Consider the following 13,757-nt stretch of genomic DNA (forward strand, 5'->3'; position numbering starts at 1 on the left):
CGGCCGTGCCGGCTCACAGGGGAGCCGCACCGAAAACGCGAGATTGAAATTCGGGAGCGATGGACGTCGAGATGTCGCGCAGGAAAGCCGTCTGTGCCGCGTAGGCCTTCTGGGAGTCGACGTCGATGCTGGAAACGCGCACCAGCATGCCGTCGGGCACGCGCCCCCGCAGGCCGTAGCCCAACTGCGCCAGCTTCTGCTGCGTATTGGACGCGACGATCTGGTCGCCGACGACGATCCAGTAGATCAACGGTTCATGCCGGCTGCCAAGGCGGGTGTTCAGCTTCTGCACCGGCAGCATGCGCGAGCCCAGCTGCAGTTGGTCGGGTTGCTGCGAAAGCACCTGGAAACCCTGGGCCGGGTAACAGATCTCCGGGCGGTGCACCTGCATGCCGTCGGACTGGTCGCCGCCATAGGCGACCGACAGCATGATGCGCTCGCCGCGGCCGTTGATGTAGGTGCGAGCGAGCACCTGGCTGTAGATCTTGTCGAGCTGCTCCTGCACGTCGGGGGCGGGCAGGATCACCGGCATGCGGTCGTCGATGCGCCAGTCGCCGAACTGCTTCGGGAACACGGACTCGAGATCGACTTTGGGACCGGTCTCGGCCATCTTGATCGACGGGCGTGCAACGACCGCCATCGCGGCGGCCAGCAACATCAGACCCGCCACCAACCAAACACGAACCTGCAATTTCATGCGGACTTCCTCGGTTTGCGGTCGAACAACCCCAGCAAGCCGTCGAAGCTGAACAGCAGCACCAGGGCGATCAGGAACAGCACCATGCCGGCTGCGCCGTGCACGAAACCCTGTCCCGCCTCGTCGCCGAAGTGATAGGTCACCAGCACGAGGATCATCACCCGCACCGCGTTGGCCAGAAAGGCGATCGGCAGGATACTGGCGATGATGGCCACGTTGCGCCAGGGCTTGCTGTGTTTCATCAGATAGACGTACAGCAGCCCCAGGGCCGAGAGGCTGAACATGCTGTTGAGCCCCGAACAAGCGTCCGCCACCAGCAGCTGATACTGGCCAATCGTCAGCACGACGCCACTGCGCGCGATCGGGTAGCCGACCTCGTAGAGGATGGTCTCGGCCACCACCGAGACGGTGCGCTTGAGCGGCCCGGTGAGCGAATCGATCACCGCCGCCGGCAGCGGCACCATGAACACCAGGAACAGCAGCGGGAAGGCCATCACCCGCACGGCACGCCAGCCGAACAGGATTGCGCCGCCGCCGGCCAGCAGCGGGATCTGCGAACCCACCTCGAAGAGGATGATCTGCTGCGAGCGCCCGAGCACGTAGAGCAGCAGCCCGAGGACCAGCAGCACCCAGGCCGACATCGAACGGACACCATCCTGGATGGCCGCGACGAATTCATCGCGCTTCTGCCAGAAGATCCAGATCGAGACCGCCAGGATCAGCGGGCCGTGCCCCTGCTCCTCGCTTTTCCAGATGGTCTTGGACAGGTCGATGAAGGTCGGGACATACAGCAGCAGCAGCGCCGCCAGCAGCGGGACCGCCACCGGGAGCCACGGCCGGGGCGCGGCAGCAACAGGCATGGTCGTGTGCATACTTCTCAGTGCTCGTTCATGATCACCCCCGCCAGCTTGGCGGGGCTGCCGGAAAGGGTGGCGACCAGGTCCTGCAGGCGGTTGACCTTGGACTTGCCCTGGCGCGCGACCACCAGGGCGGCGCCACACTTGGCGGCGATCACGGTCGCGTCGGAGCCGAAGACGGCCGCCGGCGTGTCGACGATGACATGGTCGAACTTGTTCAGCAGTTCGCGGATGAGCAGGCCGAAGGCCGGCCGCTCCACCAGTTCAAGCGGGTTGGGCGGCGTGATGCCGACCGGGAGCACGAAGAGGCTGGGCAGGTTGGGCACGTGCTTGATGACGTTGGTCTCGGCACGACCCGACAGGATGCCCGACAGACCCGAGGAGGTATCGAGCTCGAACACCTCGTGCTGGCGCGGGCCGCGCAGGTCGGCGTCCACCAGCAGGGTGCGGCCGCCGAGCTGGGACAGCACCACCGCCAGGTTGGCCGCGAAGAAGGTCTTGCCATCGCCCGAGTCGGGACTGACGATCGCCAGCGCCCGGCGCGGTTCGTCATTGAAGAGCCGCATCATCAGCTGGCTGCGGATGGCGCGGAAGGCTTCGGCTTGGTAGGAGAAGGGCTGGGTCGCGGTGATCAGCTCCGAGCCCAGCTCGCGCCGCTGGTCGGGCGCGTAGGGGTAGTGGAACTGCTGCGACAGCGCGAACATGACATCGTCGTCGCTTGCCAGGCCCAGCGCGACCGCGGCCTCGCCGAAACGGACCCCCTTCTCGCGCTGGAACTGCAGCACCTGGTCGACCTGATCGGGCGACAGGTTCTTCTTGCGGCGGATGATGTCCCCGATGGGCCGGTCATGCACCGCGGACGCGGGCTTGGTGTCCTCGACCGAGTTGGGAACCGGGTGCAAGTGGGGCGCCGCACTGGCGTCACGGAAGATCGCCATATCAGGTCCCCTTCGGGCGAGGCAGTTGGCCGAGAACACGTCCCGGGATCATCGTGTTGCCACGCTGACGGGCCAGCAGGCCGCGGCGCATCGGCTTGGGCATCACGCCCAGCACCGGCAGGCCCAGCAGCTGCACCACATCGTTGAAACTGCGCATGCGACGATCGATCAGTTCGAGCACGAAGGCGGCGGTCACCGCGAGCACCGTCGCGACACCGATGGCCAGCGCCATGATCAGGGGAATGCGCGGGAAGCTGTGTGAGGTCGGCTCGACCGCCTGGCTCAGCACGGAGGCGTTGGTCTGGGTCGTGTGGCTCTCCAGGCTGGTCTGGTTGAGGCGGGCCAGCACCGCGTCGTAGGCGCGCTGCGCGTTGGCGACGTCGTTGACCAGCACCGAGGCCGCATCGCGCTGCTCGCGCAGCTTCAGCAGCTTGGCGCGCTGGGCGTCGAGCGCGGCACGCACTTCGGCTTCGCGCTGGCGGTTGATGTTGTTGCTCACCGACACGCCGCTCGTGACGCGACGCGTTTCCGCGTCGATGCGACTGCGCAGCGTGGCAATGCTGGTCTGCGCCTCGACCACCTGCGGGTGGCTGGCGCCGTAACGGGCACTCAGCTCCTGCAGGCGCACCTCCTGGCGGTTGAGGTCGGCCTTGAGGCCCGAGATCAGCGGGTTCAGCAGCACTTCCTGCATGCGGTCGCTGGCGGCGCCCACCTGGGCCTCGCGGCTGCTGGTATCGGACGCGAGGGCCTGCACCTGCACCAGCTGCGAGGACAGCTCCTGCAGCCGCGCCGCCTCGATGTCCAGGCGCTCGTCGGTCGCCACCAGGCCGTGCTCCTTCTGGTAGGACGACAGGCGGCTCTGGGCCGCCTCCAGCTGCTGGCGCAGCTGCTTGGCGCGGTCGTCGAAGAAGGACGAGTACTGCTTGGCCGGCTCGACGCGCAGGTCGAGGTTGGTGTCGATATAGGCCTGCACGAAGGCATTGGTCATCAGCGCCGAGAACTTCGGATCGACCGACTCGTAGCTGATGGTCATCACGTTCGAGCCGCCCGAGGCCTCGGCGTTGAGGTTGCGGATCAGCGCCTGCGCCAGCCAGCCCTCGATGGAGCCGTTGCCGCCGGTGGCCTCGCGCCACTGGTCCCGGGTTGCCGGGTTCTCGGCCAGCTTCAGGTTGCGCACCACCCGCTGGGCGACACGTTCGCTGCGGATGATTTCGAGTTGGGTGAGCAGCAGGTTGGGCGACCCGGGCAGCACCATCCCGGCCACCGGGTCGGGTGAGCCCGTGTTCACCACCACGCTGGCAGTCGCCTCGTACTCCTTGGGCAGGGCCAGACTGACCCCGAGCGCCGTCCCCACGATCAACACGAACACTCCGAGCGCCACCTTCCAGCGCGCCAACAGGATGGAGAAGAACTGACCCAAAGACATCACGTCACCTTCTTAAAACAGGCTCTCGCGGACGTAGACGACGTCTCCGTCGCGCAAGATGTCCTCCATTGTGGGCTGGATCACCTGAACACGTCCGTCGGGACCGCGGCGGTGCACGCGCAGGCCCTTCTCGGTGCCGCGCTGGGTCAGGCCGCCGCCGGTGGCCAGGGCCTGCATCACCGACATGTTGCGCTCCAGGCGGAGCGCGCCCGGGCGCTGCACTTCGCCGTAGATATAGACGGTCGGCATGCGATCGACATACACGACATCGCCATTCTGAATGGCGATGTCGTCGCCGCTCTTGCCGGAGACGAAGATGCTGGGCAGGTCGATCTCGTTGCGGAAGGGCTTGCCGTTGCGCATGCCGCTGACGATGATGGTGTCGGCGCCGGCGCCGGCCACGCCGCCGGCCATGGCCAGCAGGTCACTCAGCTTGGTGTTGGCCATCTCCAGCGGATAGCGCCCCGGCCGGTTGACCTGGCCCAGCACCGAGGCCTGGTTGCCACGCACCTGCACCAGCAGGATGGACACCTGCGGCTGCTTGACGAAGTTGCCGCTGCGCAGGCCGTCGGCGATGCGCTTCTCGGCCTGGACCACCGTCAGGCCGCCCACTTGCACCTGGCCGAGTAGCGGATAAGTCACATTGCCGGATTCCGACACCCGGGTCTCGACGCTGAGGTCCGGGCTCTGGAACACGTTGACGCGGATGACGTCACCGGCACCGATCACGTACTCGCGGGTATTGGCATTCTGCGCGGCGGCCCCGCTGGCAGCCAGCGTCACCAGAAACAGCGCGGCGAACCATCGACGAATAGAAAGAAGCATCATTTCAGTCCAGACAAACCTTTGCTGATCGCGGCGTCGTTGTCGGCCGCAGCGGATCCGGCCGGTGCCGGGGCGGAAGCCGCGGCCGTCGCCGCCGCAGCATCACCCTTGGCCGGGGCGCCCTCGGCGAACTTGCCGACATACTGGATCTGGGCACTCTGGCGCAGGGACTTGATTTCTTGCTCGACGACCTTGCGCTTGCGGTCGTTCAGGATGAACTGCTCGATCGCAGGCCGGGCCTTCACCTCGTCGACCGGCACCTCGCGCGAAGCCACCAGCACGATGGCCTGCATGCCGGCTTCGGTCGGCACCATCATGGCCTGGCCGTCTTTCATCTTGTGGAAGGCATCGAGCATGTTGAGCGGCAGCTGCTCGGCCGCACGGGCCGCCTGGTTGACGCCGAACTTGATGTTGTTCGCCTTCAGGTATTCGAGGAACTCGCCGGTGGACTTGGCGCTCTTGAGCTGCTCCTGCAGGGTCGGGAGCTGGCTCTTGTCGGCCTGGATCGCGATTTCCTGCAGGTTGTACACGCGCCGCTGGCTGAACAGGGCCGGCTTGGTGTCGTAATAGGACTTCACCTCTTCGGGCGAGGGTTTGCTCGCACCTTCGGCGATTTTCTCGAGATAGACCCGCGAGAGGATCTCGCGGCGTGCCGCTTCCATCGCCTGAACCACGCGCGGATCGCGGTCGAGTTTCAGTTCCTCGGCCTTGTCGACCGCCAATTGCTGGTCGATCAGGCGCTCGAGAACGGCCTTGCTGGCGCTTTCGGCATGCTCCGGCTTCAGACCCGGCTGGCGCTGCAGCATGTAGTTGATCTGGTGCACCGAGATTTCGGCCTCGTTGACCTTGGCCGCGACCTGGCTGGCGGGCTTGTCTTTATCCTCGCCGCAACCGACGACCAGCAGAGAAACGATCACGGCGGACGCCACGGCAATGCTGCGCATGGCTGTAGCTGCGACGGGATGACGCGTGGTGCTCATCTTCGAAACTGCTCCCTGCCCCATGGGGCATTGAATGCTTGTCAAGCGGCGCTTGACCGGGATTTCCACTATTGCGCGGAGGACCAAAGCCTGCAGTCCAGTTACAAGACCGCAAAGCGAAGCCGAGTGTACCGGGGGCTCTTCCCAGCACGGTAACCCCTGGTTAAGGGGCCTCCGCGAAACAGAAAGTCTCAAAATTGTGAATCAGACCAGCATAAGACGCGGCCATGACACAGGATTGACTCGCAAAAGGCGGATTCGTGCCCGCCCGAAGGGGCCGCGAACGCGGCCCGCTTGGAGTTATTGAAGGGCCTGGACGCCGGCCAACAGCCAGCCGGAGGAGCCGTCCTTGGGCTTGGTGAGGTTCCAGACTTCGCGGAAAGGAGCTGCACCGGATGTGACTTCTTCCCTGATCATCCCCGAAAATTCGACGCTGGCAAGAAAGGTGGCGCCCACGTCTTCGACCCCGAGCAGCTCGGCCTGCAGGGTGACGACATCGGTGCGGTTGGGCTGGTCGCCCCGCTCCTGCAGTTGCAGCCCGATGTGCACTAGCATGTCGTCGGTCATCAGTGCACGCAGAGCGGACAGGTCAGCCCGGTCCCAGGCCTCCTGCAAGAGCACAAAGTTACTTTTTGCCGCCTCGAGGAAACCGTGGGCATCGAAGCCCGCCGGCACGCCCCAACGGAACTCGCCGGTGCGCGAGGCGACTTCCTCGATGCCGTCGCCGTAGTGCACGCTGCTTTCCGGAGCCAGGGTGGCCGGCTCGTACTGACTCATCGCGAAAGAGGAGCGCGACGGTCGCGGCCGCCCCCCGCCCGGCCCCTGGTAGACCAGAGGGCCGCCGACACCGGGCCGCCAGCGTCGCACCAGGCGCCACAGTGCGAAGACCAGCGCGCCCAGCAGCAGCACCAGCAGCACGCCAGTGGCCCAGCCCGCCGCCTGGGGGCCCAGGCCCAGACCGCTGAGAAGCGCCGCCACCCCCAAGCCGCTGGCGAGGCTGCCGAACCAGGCCGCGCGCCCGCCGCGCGGGGGTGGCAGGTCCAGCGCCTGGACCGGCACCTCGGCGGCGACGCTGCTCACCGGGGCCGCCACCCGCTGACTGCCCGCGCGCTGGACGCCGCCCGCTTCGGGGCCCGGCGCCGTGACGGCGCTGCGGCCCGTCCGTTCACCACCTTCCTCGACGCGCTTGGCATGGACCGGCCCCGCCGCCACGGCCAGGGCCGCGGCAAGGAGGAGGGTCGAGGGCTTGCACAGAGGGTTCACGGCACCTGGCTCCTGCGGTGCTGCCGGCCGCGTGCTGGGGACATCGAGCGGGTCAACACTTGATGCCCACGTGCAAAGCGACCACTCCGGCGCTCAGGTTGTGGACATCGACGTGGCCGAAACCGGCCGTTTTCATCATCGCCTTCAACTCCTGCTGGCCCGGATGCATGCGGATGGATTCGGCCAGATAGCGATAGCTCTGCGCATCGCCGGCGATCCACTGGCCGAGCCGGGGCAGGACGTTGAACGAATACCAGTCGTAGGCCTTCTCCAGCGGCTGCGCCACCTTGGAGAACTCCAGCACCAGCAGCTTGCCGCCGGGCTTCAGCACGCGGCACATCTCTGCCAGCGCGCGGTCCTTGCGCGTCATGTTGCGCAGGCCGAACGCCACGCTGACGACGTCGAAGCTGTTGGTCGCGAAAGGCAGGGTCTCGGCGTCGCAGATCGACGTGGGCAGCGCCATACCCTTGTCGAGCAGGCGGTCGCGGCCGACCCGCAGCATGGCCTCGTTGATGTCGGTGTGCACGACACAGCCGCTGGTGCCAACGCGCTTGGCGAAGGCAGCGGCGAGGTCGCCGGTGCCGCCCGCGATGTCCAGCACACGCTGGCCTTCGCGCACGCCGGAGGCGCTGATCGTGTAGGCCTTCCAGGCCCGATGCAGCCCCATGGACATGAGGTCGTTCATGAGGTCGTATTTCGACGCCACCGAGTCGAAGACGCCGCGCACGCGACTCGCCTTCTCGGACTCGTCGACGGTCTGGAAACCAAAATGGGTGCTGCTCATATCAAGTGATCGTACGTGGCGGCATTGCTGCTTTTTGCCACAACCCCGCATCCGAATGGGGGAAGGCAGAGCAATCCAGTGCCGGAGTGAGGGGAAAAACCGACACCGACAGGCGGACGCCGCCGGCCGGCATCAGTGGCCGTGGCCGGAGGCGCACCCGGCGCCGCCCTTCGGGGGCATCGGCGCATCGCGGTCGAGCCCGGCGGCCGCCAGCCGGGCCAGGTAGTCGGCCCAGTGCTGCTCCTGGCGGGCTCCGAGGTCGTAGAGATAGTCCCAGGAAAAGATGCCCGAGTCGTGGCCGTCGCTGAAGACCGGCTGCACCGCATAGTGGCCCACCGGCTGCAACGCGGTGATGCCGACCTCGCGCTTGCCGGTCTGCAGCACCTCCTGCCCCGGGCCGTGCCCCTTGACCTCGGCCGACGGGGAACAGACCCGCATCAGCTCGAAGGGAATGCGAAAGCTCGCGCCGTCGGAGAAGCCGACCTCGAGCACACGCGACTGCTGGTGCACCGTGATGGAGGTGGGCAAGGGAGAGTTTTTATCGAGGCCGGCCATCAGAGAATCTGCCCGCATCGCGGGCAGACGGTCAATAGAAAGCGTAGGAAACGCTGAAGTGGAACTTGTCGTCGCCCTTCTCGGGCACCGACGGGTTTTCGGCGCTGTCGGCCCGGCTGCCGGTCACGACGTAGCCGTAGTCCGCGTTCAGGCTGGCACCGCTCGCGTGAGCATAACGCAGCCCCAACCCCACGCTGGCGAGCCGGTCCTTGCGGCGCCGCTCGGGACGGTCCGTGACGTGGCTGCGCAGCGCGCCGGCGTCGACGAAGGCCGAGGCGCGCAGGCCCTGCAGCCACTGGGGGGTGTAGGCCTCCAGGCTCAGCGACACGCCGGAGTCGCCGTAGAGGACCCGATCCGGCACGCCGCGCAGCGAGCCGACGCCGCCCAGGCCGAAGGCCTCGCCGGCGATCAGCAGGTCCGGGCTCCACTGGGCCTGCAGCCGGGCGCCGGCCTGCCAGCCTCCGGGCAGTTCGCGCAAGACGCTGGCGCCGCCGCGCAGGGCCTTCCAGCGGGCGGTGTCGATCTCGTCGTTTTCGGTGCGGTAGGCCGACAGCGTGTTGCCGCCGGCGGTCACCACATTGACCGCGAGCTCGGCGTTGTAGGCCAGGCGCTGGCGCTCGGCCTCGCGCACCCCGACGTAGCCCAAGGTCAGCGGGCGCGAGCGACGGTCGCGCTGCAGCGCCACACCGTCGACTTCCGAGGCCTTGTAGAGCTTGTCCTCCCAGGCCAGCGTGGCATAGGCCCGGTAGCCGCCGTCGGGCACGAAGTAGTGCGAATAGCCGATCTTGGCGGTGCGCCCGGCGGCGGTGCTCTCGAAGGTCTGGTATTCGGCACCGCCCTGGGTGAGCCCGAAGGTGCCGACCACGTCGGAGTCGGTGAAACTCGCGAACAAGACCCCGCCGGCCGCATACAGCGGCGCGCGATAGGTCAGCCCCACCTGCTTGACGCGCGAAGGTTCGTCCAGCGAGGTGGTGTAAGCCATCCCGAGCACGTGGTCGCGGTTGAACAGGTTGTTGTAGCTGCCCGCCACCGACAGCCGGTCGCGGCCGGTTTCCGGGGTGCCGAAGTTGCTCCACACCACGCCGGCCGACCAGGGCGCACGCTCCTTGACGCGCACGGTCGCCTGGATGCTTTCGTCCTCGGGCGCCTGTTTCAACGAGACGACCAGCTGGCGTGACGGGTTTTCATTGGCGACCGCGGTCTCGCGCGCCAGCTTCAGCAGGTTGGGCGACTCGCCTTCGCGCAGTTCGGGCAGGGCCGCGCGCACGTTGCTGTCGTCGAAATGCGGGCCGTTGCCCTCGAGCTGCACCTTGCCCAGCGAGAAGCGCACCACCGTCAGGCTGACGGTATCGCTCAGCGCCTGGGGCGGCAGCACCACGCGGTACAGCGAGTAGCCGCGTTCGTGCAGCGCCCGCTCGAGCGCGGCAGTGGCAGCCTGCAGCACCGCCAGGGTGGCGTCGGCGCGCAGAAAAGGTGCCAGGACCACGCTGGTCTCGCCGCTGCCCAGCGGGTTGTCGCCGCTGATCGCAAAACCCTTGATCGAGAAAACAGCCTCGGGCGGCGCCGCCGGCATCTCTGCCGGCGTCTGCTGCTGCGCGCGCGCCGCGCCGCCGCAGGCGGCGAGCAGCACCGCGACGGCCAGCGTGGCGGGCCGCGGCGCAGCCGCGCGTCGGGAAGTGGTTTTCATGGATGAGGTCCCTTCGAAGGCAGGAGCGCTCACCGGCACACCTCGGTGCCCGGCAGCAACTCGCTCAGCAGGCTGTAGAGGGCCGGGTTTTCGATGTCGGGCATGGGCGTGCGGTCGAACTCGATGAACAGCGGCAGGGCGCTGGGTCGCGTCGTGTCGCCGGCCGGCGTGGCGTAGCCGGCCTCGCCGCGGCCGAGGTGCAGCACCTCGGTGGCAGTCAGGATCTCGACATGGCCGTCGCGCACGAAAACATACAGGCCTTCGGGGTCGTTGCCGATCGGGGCGCTGCCGAACAAGGCCTCGACATCGACCTGCACCTCGTCCGGACGCGGCGCGTCGATCTGCGGCCCGGCATCGATGCGGCGCACGCCCTGCGGCCCGATGAACAGCCCCTGCCCCTGCGCCACCAGTTCCTCGGCGCCGCCACCAGGCAGCACCGCCACCGTGCCCTCCCAGGTGTAGAGCGTGAGGCCTGCGTCGGCGTCGCCCGGCTCGCCGGCGCAGGCACCAGTGCAGGTGGCGTCGAAGCCGGTGCCGCGGATGCCGATGGTCGCCGTCGCGGTCGCGATGCCGACGCGGCCGGGGTTGGCCTTGCCGATGATGCCGGTCAGCGCACGCATCGAGCCGCGCGCCAGGCGCACCAGGAAGGAGCCCTCGGACGGCGTTTTCGGGTCGAACACGAAATCCTCGATCTTCAGCCGCGTGTTCGAGCCCAGCGCCGTCCGGCTCTGGTCGCGGAAGGCCAGCAGCGCGAAGCTGCCGGCGCCGGTTGCGATCAGTTCGCCAGGATAGACGGCCCCGCCGGGCACCAGGCGCCGGCGTGCGCCGCCGCTGTCGTCGGCCCAGACCTCGCCCTTCATGACCGCGAGCTTGGCGCTGGCCTGTACCGCGTTGGGTCTGGTCGGCTGCGACACGCGCGCCGATTCGTCGCGGCAGTCGCCGCTGCAGAGCCGGGCATCGAAATCGGTGCCGCGGATGCCGATGGTCGCGGTCGCGGTCTGCACCCGTGCCGCGTCCGGCGCGTTTTTGTTGATCAGCCCGGTGATGGCACGGAAGCCGCCGCGGAACAACTGCGTCACCATCGAGTTGTCGCTGGCGTTATCGCGGTAGCGGTAGGTGCGCAGCACCAGGTCGGACTGCGGCCTGAGGGTCATGCGGGTGCCATCCTGCAGCCGCACGATGGCAAAGGAGTTGGCCCCGGTGCTGAGGCGGTCGCCCTCGTTCAGGGGCAGGCCCTTGCCCAGCGTGCGCGGCGCCTGCTGAGGCTGCTGCGCGAAGCCCACGCCGCGTGCGAAATCGACCTCGCCGATGCGTTGCTGAGCCAGGGCGCCGGCAGCAGCGGCCGTCAGCAGCACGGCGGCGAGGCCGCGGGCGACAGTGTCAACGACAGACATTTTCAGCCTCCACGGCGACCTTGCCGAAACGTTCGGTCTCCAGCACCCGCTGCAGCTGCACCAGCACCTGCAGCACCGGGATGTCGGGCTCGACCGCGCCGGATGGCGGCGGTGGCGGCGGTGCCAGCGGCACGGCCCCGAAACCGATGTTGATCGTGCCGTTGTTCAGCGGGTCAGCGTCGCCGAAGTCGCGGTCGCAGCTGGCGTCGCAGTCGACGTTGTTGAGCACCGGCGCGTTCTGGCTCGCAAAGGGATAGACCACCGCATCGGCGTCGCTGCCGCTGCCGCGCTCGAAACGCACCGCCCCGCCGCCCGCGGGCATGTTGACGGTGAGCGCATTGCCATAGCGGATCGCCGCATACGCGCCGGGGCCGGCGCCGCCGCGCAGCGTCATCGACGCTGCGTTGATCGTGATGTCGCCGCCCTCGACATGGGTGGCCACCTCACCGCCCTCGATGCGCAACTCGTCGCCGGCGACCAGGCTGAGGCTGTTGTCCCCCGTCACCCCGGTCGCGCTCGTCGGCACCGCGGCGGCGCTCTCCCGGGCGGGCTGCTCGGTGGGCGCGGGGCTGCCGATCAGCAGGTCCTCGCCGGCCTGCAGCGCCAGGTCACCGGCCTGCAGCTGGGTGCCCGAAGCAACGCGCAGGCTGCCGCCCTCCGACTGCAATCGAAGCGACTCGTAGCCCGTCATCCAGGCGTCGGCGCTGAGCTCGCCGCTGGCGACGATGACGCCGCGCGAGAAGGTGCTGGCGGAGCCCTCCGGCGTGAAGCTGAAATGGCCGGTGCGGGCGTCGCCGTCGATGCGGATGCCGAACTCCCCGCCGCCGATGGTGGTGAGCTGGACCTGCCCGTCGGCATCGCTCGCGAGCTGCACCGTCAGCAGCTGGCCCGCAGCCGTTGCGCCGACGTTGGCCTGGGCCTGCAGGCGCACGTTCGGGCCGTTGACGTCGGCGCGCCGCGCTACGATGCGCCCGGTGCCCGAGCTGCCGTTGACGATGTTGCGCCCGGTCAGGTTCACGGTGGAGCCGGTCAGCACGCCGTCGACGATCACGTCGCCGCCCCCGCCATCCACGTTGATCCAGCCGCCTCCCGAGTCGCCCTCGACGGGCGCGATGGCCGCTCCGCCCTTGATGTGCACCCCCGTGGCACTGGCGATGCTGACCGAGCCGTCGAGCGAGCTGGTGCTGCCGAGCGACTCGGTGGCGAAAGACACGCGGCCGAGCCGGTTCTGCCCATTGAAGAGCTCGATCTTGGCCGCTTCCATGTGAAGCTCGTCGGCCACCAGGGCTCCCTCGCCGTCGGAGCTCTGGACAGTGCGGATGTCCCCGGAGCTCAGCAACTCCACCCGCCCGATGCGTCCCTCGCCGGCGAGGTCCACCACCGAGCTGGTGGAGCTGCCCTCGATGGTGATGCTCGCCGGCCCGCCCTCGCCGCCTGCGCCGCGCGTGTCGATGCGCAGCGTGCCGGCCGTGATCACGGCCAGTTCGTCGCTGTTGAGGATCAGCCCGGAGGGGCTGAACTCGCCGCCATCCGGCACCCCGGCATGCGCGGCGCCGTGCAGCACGATGCTGTCGACGCCATTGCCGACAAAGCTGACCTTGTCGGCCGTCAGCGCCCCCTGGCCGGCGGGATCCAGGCGGAACCCGCCCAGCCCGGTCAGGACGGCCTCCTTGCTGCGCACGGCGCCGCGCAGCGCCAGCGCGCTGCCGAAGTCACCAGTGACCGCCAGCGTGCCGCCGACCTCCAGCCCGCGCACTACCGTGCTGCCGCTGCCGCTCGGCGGCTCGATCGCCCCCAAGCCCGACTCCACTTCGCTGGAGACGCTGAAGCGGAGGTCACCCCCGACCGTGCCCGAGACGTTGCCTTCGACCTGGCCCAGGTTCACGTGTCCGTCGGCCGTCGAGGTGCTGACCTGGACCTGCCCGGGCAACTCGCGACCCAGCTGCGGAATGAACTCGCCGGCCGAGACGTTGCCCGCCTGGATGCTGCCGTGCGCCTGCAGGCGCACCGTGCCGCCGGCGGAGTCGAGGTTGCCGAGCCGGAGGGTGCTGGCCTGAGCACCGGAGCTCACGCTCTTGTCGCTGCCCGCCACGAAGCTCAGGCCGCCGAGCACGAACTGGCTGCCCGAGACATAGGTTTCGGTATGGATGGTCGACGGTCCGTTGCTGAGCAGGTCGATGCCGCAGGCGAGGCCGCCGGCGCAGGTGGCGTCCTTGGTTTCCAGGTGCAGCGAAACGCCCTGCAGCAGTTGCAGCGTGTCCCCGGCGGCCCAGCCTTCGCCGGTGATGGCACGGGTCGCTTCGATGCGCACCGTGCCGCCCAGCTGGCCGAAACTCTCGATCTCGCTTTCG

At 68.3% G+C, this 13,757-nt stretch carries 11 protein-coding genes; all 11 read right to left on the minus strand.

All coding sequences use genetic code 11. From position 1 onward, the window contains the following. Nucleotides 1–13: 13 nt before the first annotated feature. The 11 genes from epsI to OOT46_RS05560 all read right to left on the minus strand — a co-directional run bounded on the left by epsI (nt 14) and on the right by OOT46_RS05560 (nt 11,406). The gene (gene epsI / locus OOT46_RS05510; RefSeq protein ID WP_265402592.1) at nt 14–697 is read right to left on the minus strand and encodes an exosortase-associated protein EpsI, B-type; all 684 of its coding nucleotides are present in this window, start codon (nt 695–697) and stop codon (nt 14–16) included. Further along, nucleotides 694–1,557 (minus strand): exosortase B, encoded by an 864-nt coding sequence (gene xrtB / locus OOT46_RS05515; protein ID WP_265402593.1) that lies wholly within the window; start codon nt 1,555–1,557, stop codon nt 694–696. Before xrtB ends, epsI begins: the two co-directional genes overlap by 4 nt. A gap of 17 nt (nt 1,558–1,574) precedes the next feature. After that, complete coding sequence (locus OOT46_RS05520) at nt 1,575–2,492, minus strand: polysaccharide biosynthesis tyrosine autokinase (RefSeq protein WP_265402594.1); 918 nt, start codon at nt 2,490–2,492, stop codon at nt 1,575–1,577. A gap of 1 nt (nt 2,493) precedes the next feature. Continuing rightward, the gene (epsF, locus tag OOT46_RS05525) at nt 2,494–3,918 is read right to left on the minus strand and encodes a chain length determinant protein EpsF (protein WP_265402595.1); all 1,425 of its coding nucleotides are present in this window, start codon (nt 3,916–3,918) and stop codon (nt 2,494–2,496) included. 12 nt (nt 3,919–3,930) lie between these two features. Beyond that, nucleotides 3,931–4,743 carry a polysaccharide export protein EpsE gene (gene epsE, locus OOT46_RS05530; protein WP_265402596.1) on the minus strand — a complete coding sequence of 271 codons (813 nt, stop codon included), beginning with the start codon at nt 4,741–4,743 and terminating at the stop codon, nt 3,931–3,933. After that, a complete protein-coding gene (locus OOT46_RS05535) occupies nt 4,743–5,723 on the minus strand; it encodes an EpsD family peptidyl-prolyl cis-trans isomerase (protein WP_265402597.1) in 981 nt (326 codons plus the stop codon). The genes epsE and OOT46_RS05535 overlap by 1 nt, the downstream gene beginning before the upstream one ends. Before the next feature lie 300 nt (nt 5,724–6,023). Continuing rightward, nucleotides 6,024–6,986 (minus strand): Tim44 domain-containing protein, encoded by a 963-nt coding sequence (locus OOT46_RS05540; RefSeq protein ID WP_265402598.1) that lies wholly within the window; start codon nt 6,984–6,986, stop codon nt 6,024–6,026. A gap of 52 nt (nt 6,987–7,038) precedes the next feature. After that, entirely contained in the window at nt 7,039–7,770 is a 732-nt protein-coding gene (gene ubiE / locus OOT46_RS05545; RefSeq protein WP_265402599.1) for a bifunctional demethylmenaquinone methyltransferase/2-methoxy-6-polyprenyl-1,4-benzoquinol methylase UbiE, read from the minus strand. A 132-nt stretch (nt 7,771–7,902) separates the two neighbouring features. Further along, nucleotides 7,903–8,325 carry a DUF971 domain-containing protein gene (locus OOT46_RS05550; RefSeq protein ID WP_265402765.1) on the minus strand — a complete coding sequence of 141 codons (423 nt, stop codon included), beginning with the start codon at nt 8,323–8,325 and terminating at the stop codon, nt 7,903–7,905. Between the two features lie 31 nt (nt 8,326–8,356). After that, nucleotides 8,357–10,012: a ShlB/FhaC/HecB family hemolysin secretion/activation protein gene (locus tag OOT46_RS05555; RefSeq protein WP_265402600.1), complete on the minus strand. Its 1,656-nt coding sequence runs from the start codon at nt 10,010–10,012 to the stop codon at nt 8,357–8,359. Nucleotides 10,013–10,041: 29 nt separating this feature from the next. Next, nucleotides 10,042–11,406 (minus strand): FecR family protein, encoded by a 1,365-nt coding sequence (locus OOT46_RS05560; RefSeq protein WP_265402601.1) that lies wholly within the window; start codon nt 11,404–11,406, stop codon nt 10,042–10,044. Nucleotides 11,407–13,757 lie beyond the last annotated feature (2,351 nt).

Source organism: Aquabacterium sp. A7-Y (assembly GCF_026153205.1).
GTDB lineage: Bacteria > Pseudomonadota > Gammaproteobacteria > Burkholderiales > Burkholderiaceae_C > Caldimonas.

Bases quoted from the DNA above. Each gene is read 5' to 3' on its own strand.
- epsI (WP_265402592.1), bottom strand. From the start codon at position 697: ATGAAATTGCAGGTTCGTGTTTGGTTGGTGGCGGGTCTGATGTTGCTG.
- xrtB (WP_265402593.1), bottom strand. From the start codon at position 1,557: ATGCCTGTTGCTGCCGCGCCCCGGCCGTGGCTCCCGGTGGCGGTCCCG.
- OOT46_RS05520 (WP_265402594.1), bottom strand. From the start codon at position 2,492: ATGGCGATCTTCCGTGACGCCAGTGCGGCGCCCCACTTGCACCCGGTT.
- epsF (WP_265402595.1), bottom strand. From the start codon at position 3,918: ATGTCTTTGGGTCAGTTCTTCTCCATCCTGTTGGCGCGCTGGAAGGTG.
- epsE (WP_265402596.1), bottom strand. From the start codon at position 4,743: ATGCTTCTTTCTATTCGTCGATGGTTCGCCGCGCTGTTTCTGGTGACG.
- OOT46_RS05535 (WP_265402597.1), bottom strand. From the start codon at position 5,723: ATGAGCACCACGCGTCATCCCGTCGCAGCTACAGCCATGCGCAGCATT.
- ubiE (WP_265402599.1), bottom strand. From the start codon at position 7,770: ATGAGCAGCACCCATTTTGGTTTCCAGACCGTCGACGAGTCCGAGAAG.
- OOT46_RS05550 (WP_265402765.1), bottom strand. From the start codon at position 8,325: ATGGCCGGCCTCGATAAAAACTCTCCCTTGCCCACCTCCATCACGGTG.
- OOT46_RS05555 (WP_265402600.1), bottom strand. From the start codon at position 10,012: ATGAAAACCACTTCCCGACGCGCGGCTGCGCCGCGGCCCGCCACGCTG.
- OOT46_RS05560 (WP_265402601.1), bottom strand. From the start codon at position 11,406: ATGTCTGTCGTTGACACTGTCGCCCGCGGCCTCGCCGCCGTGCTGCTG.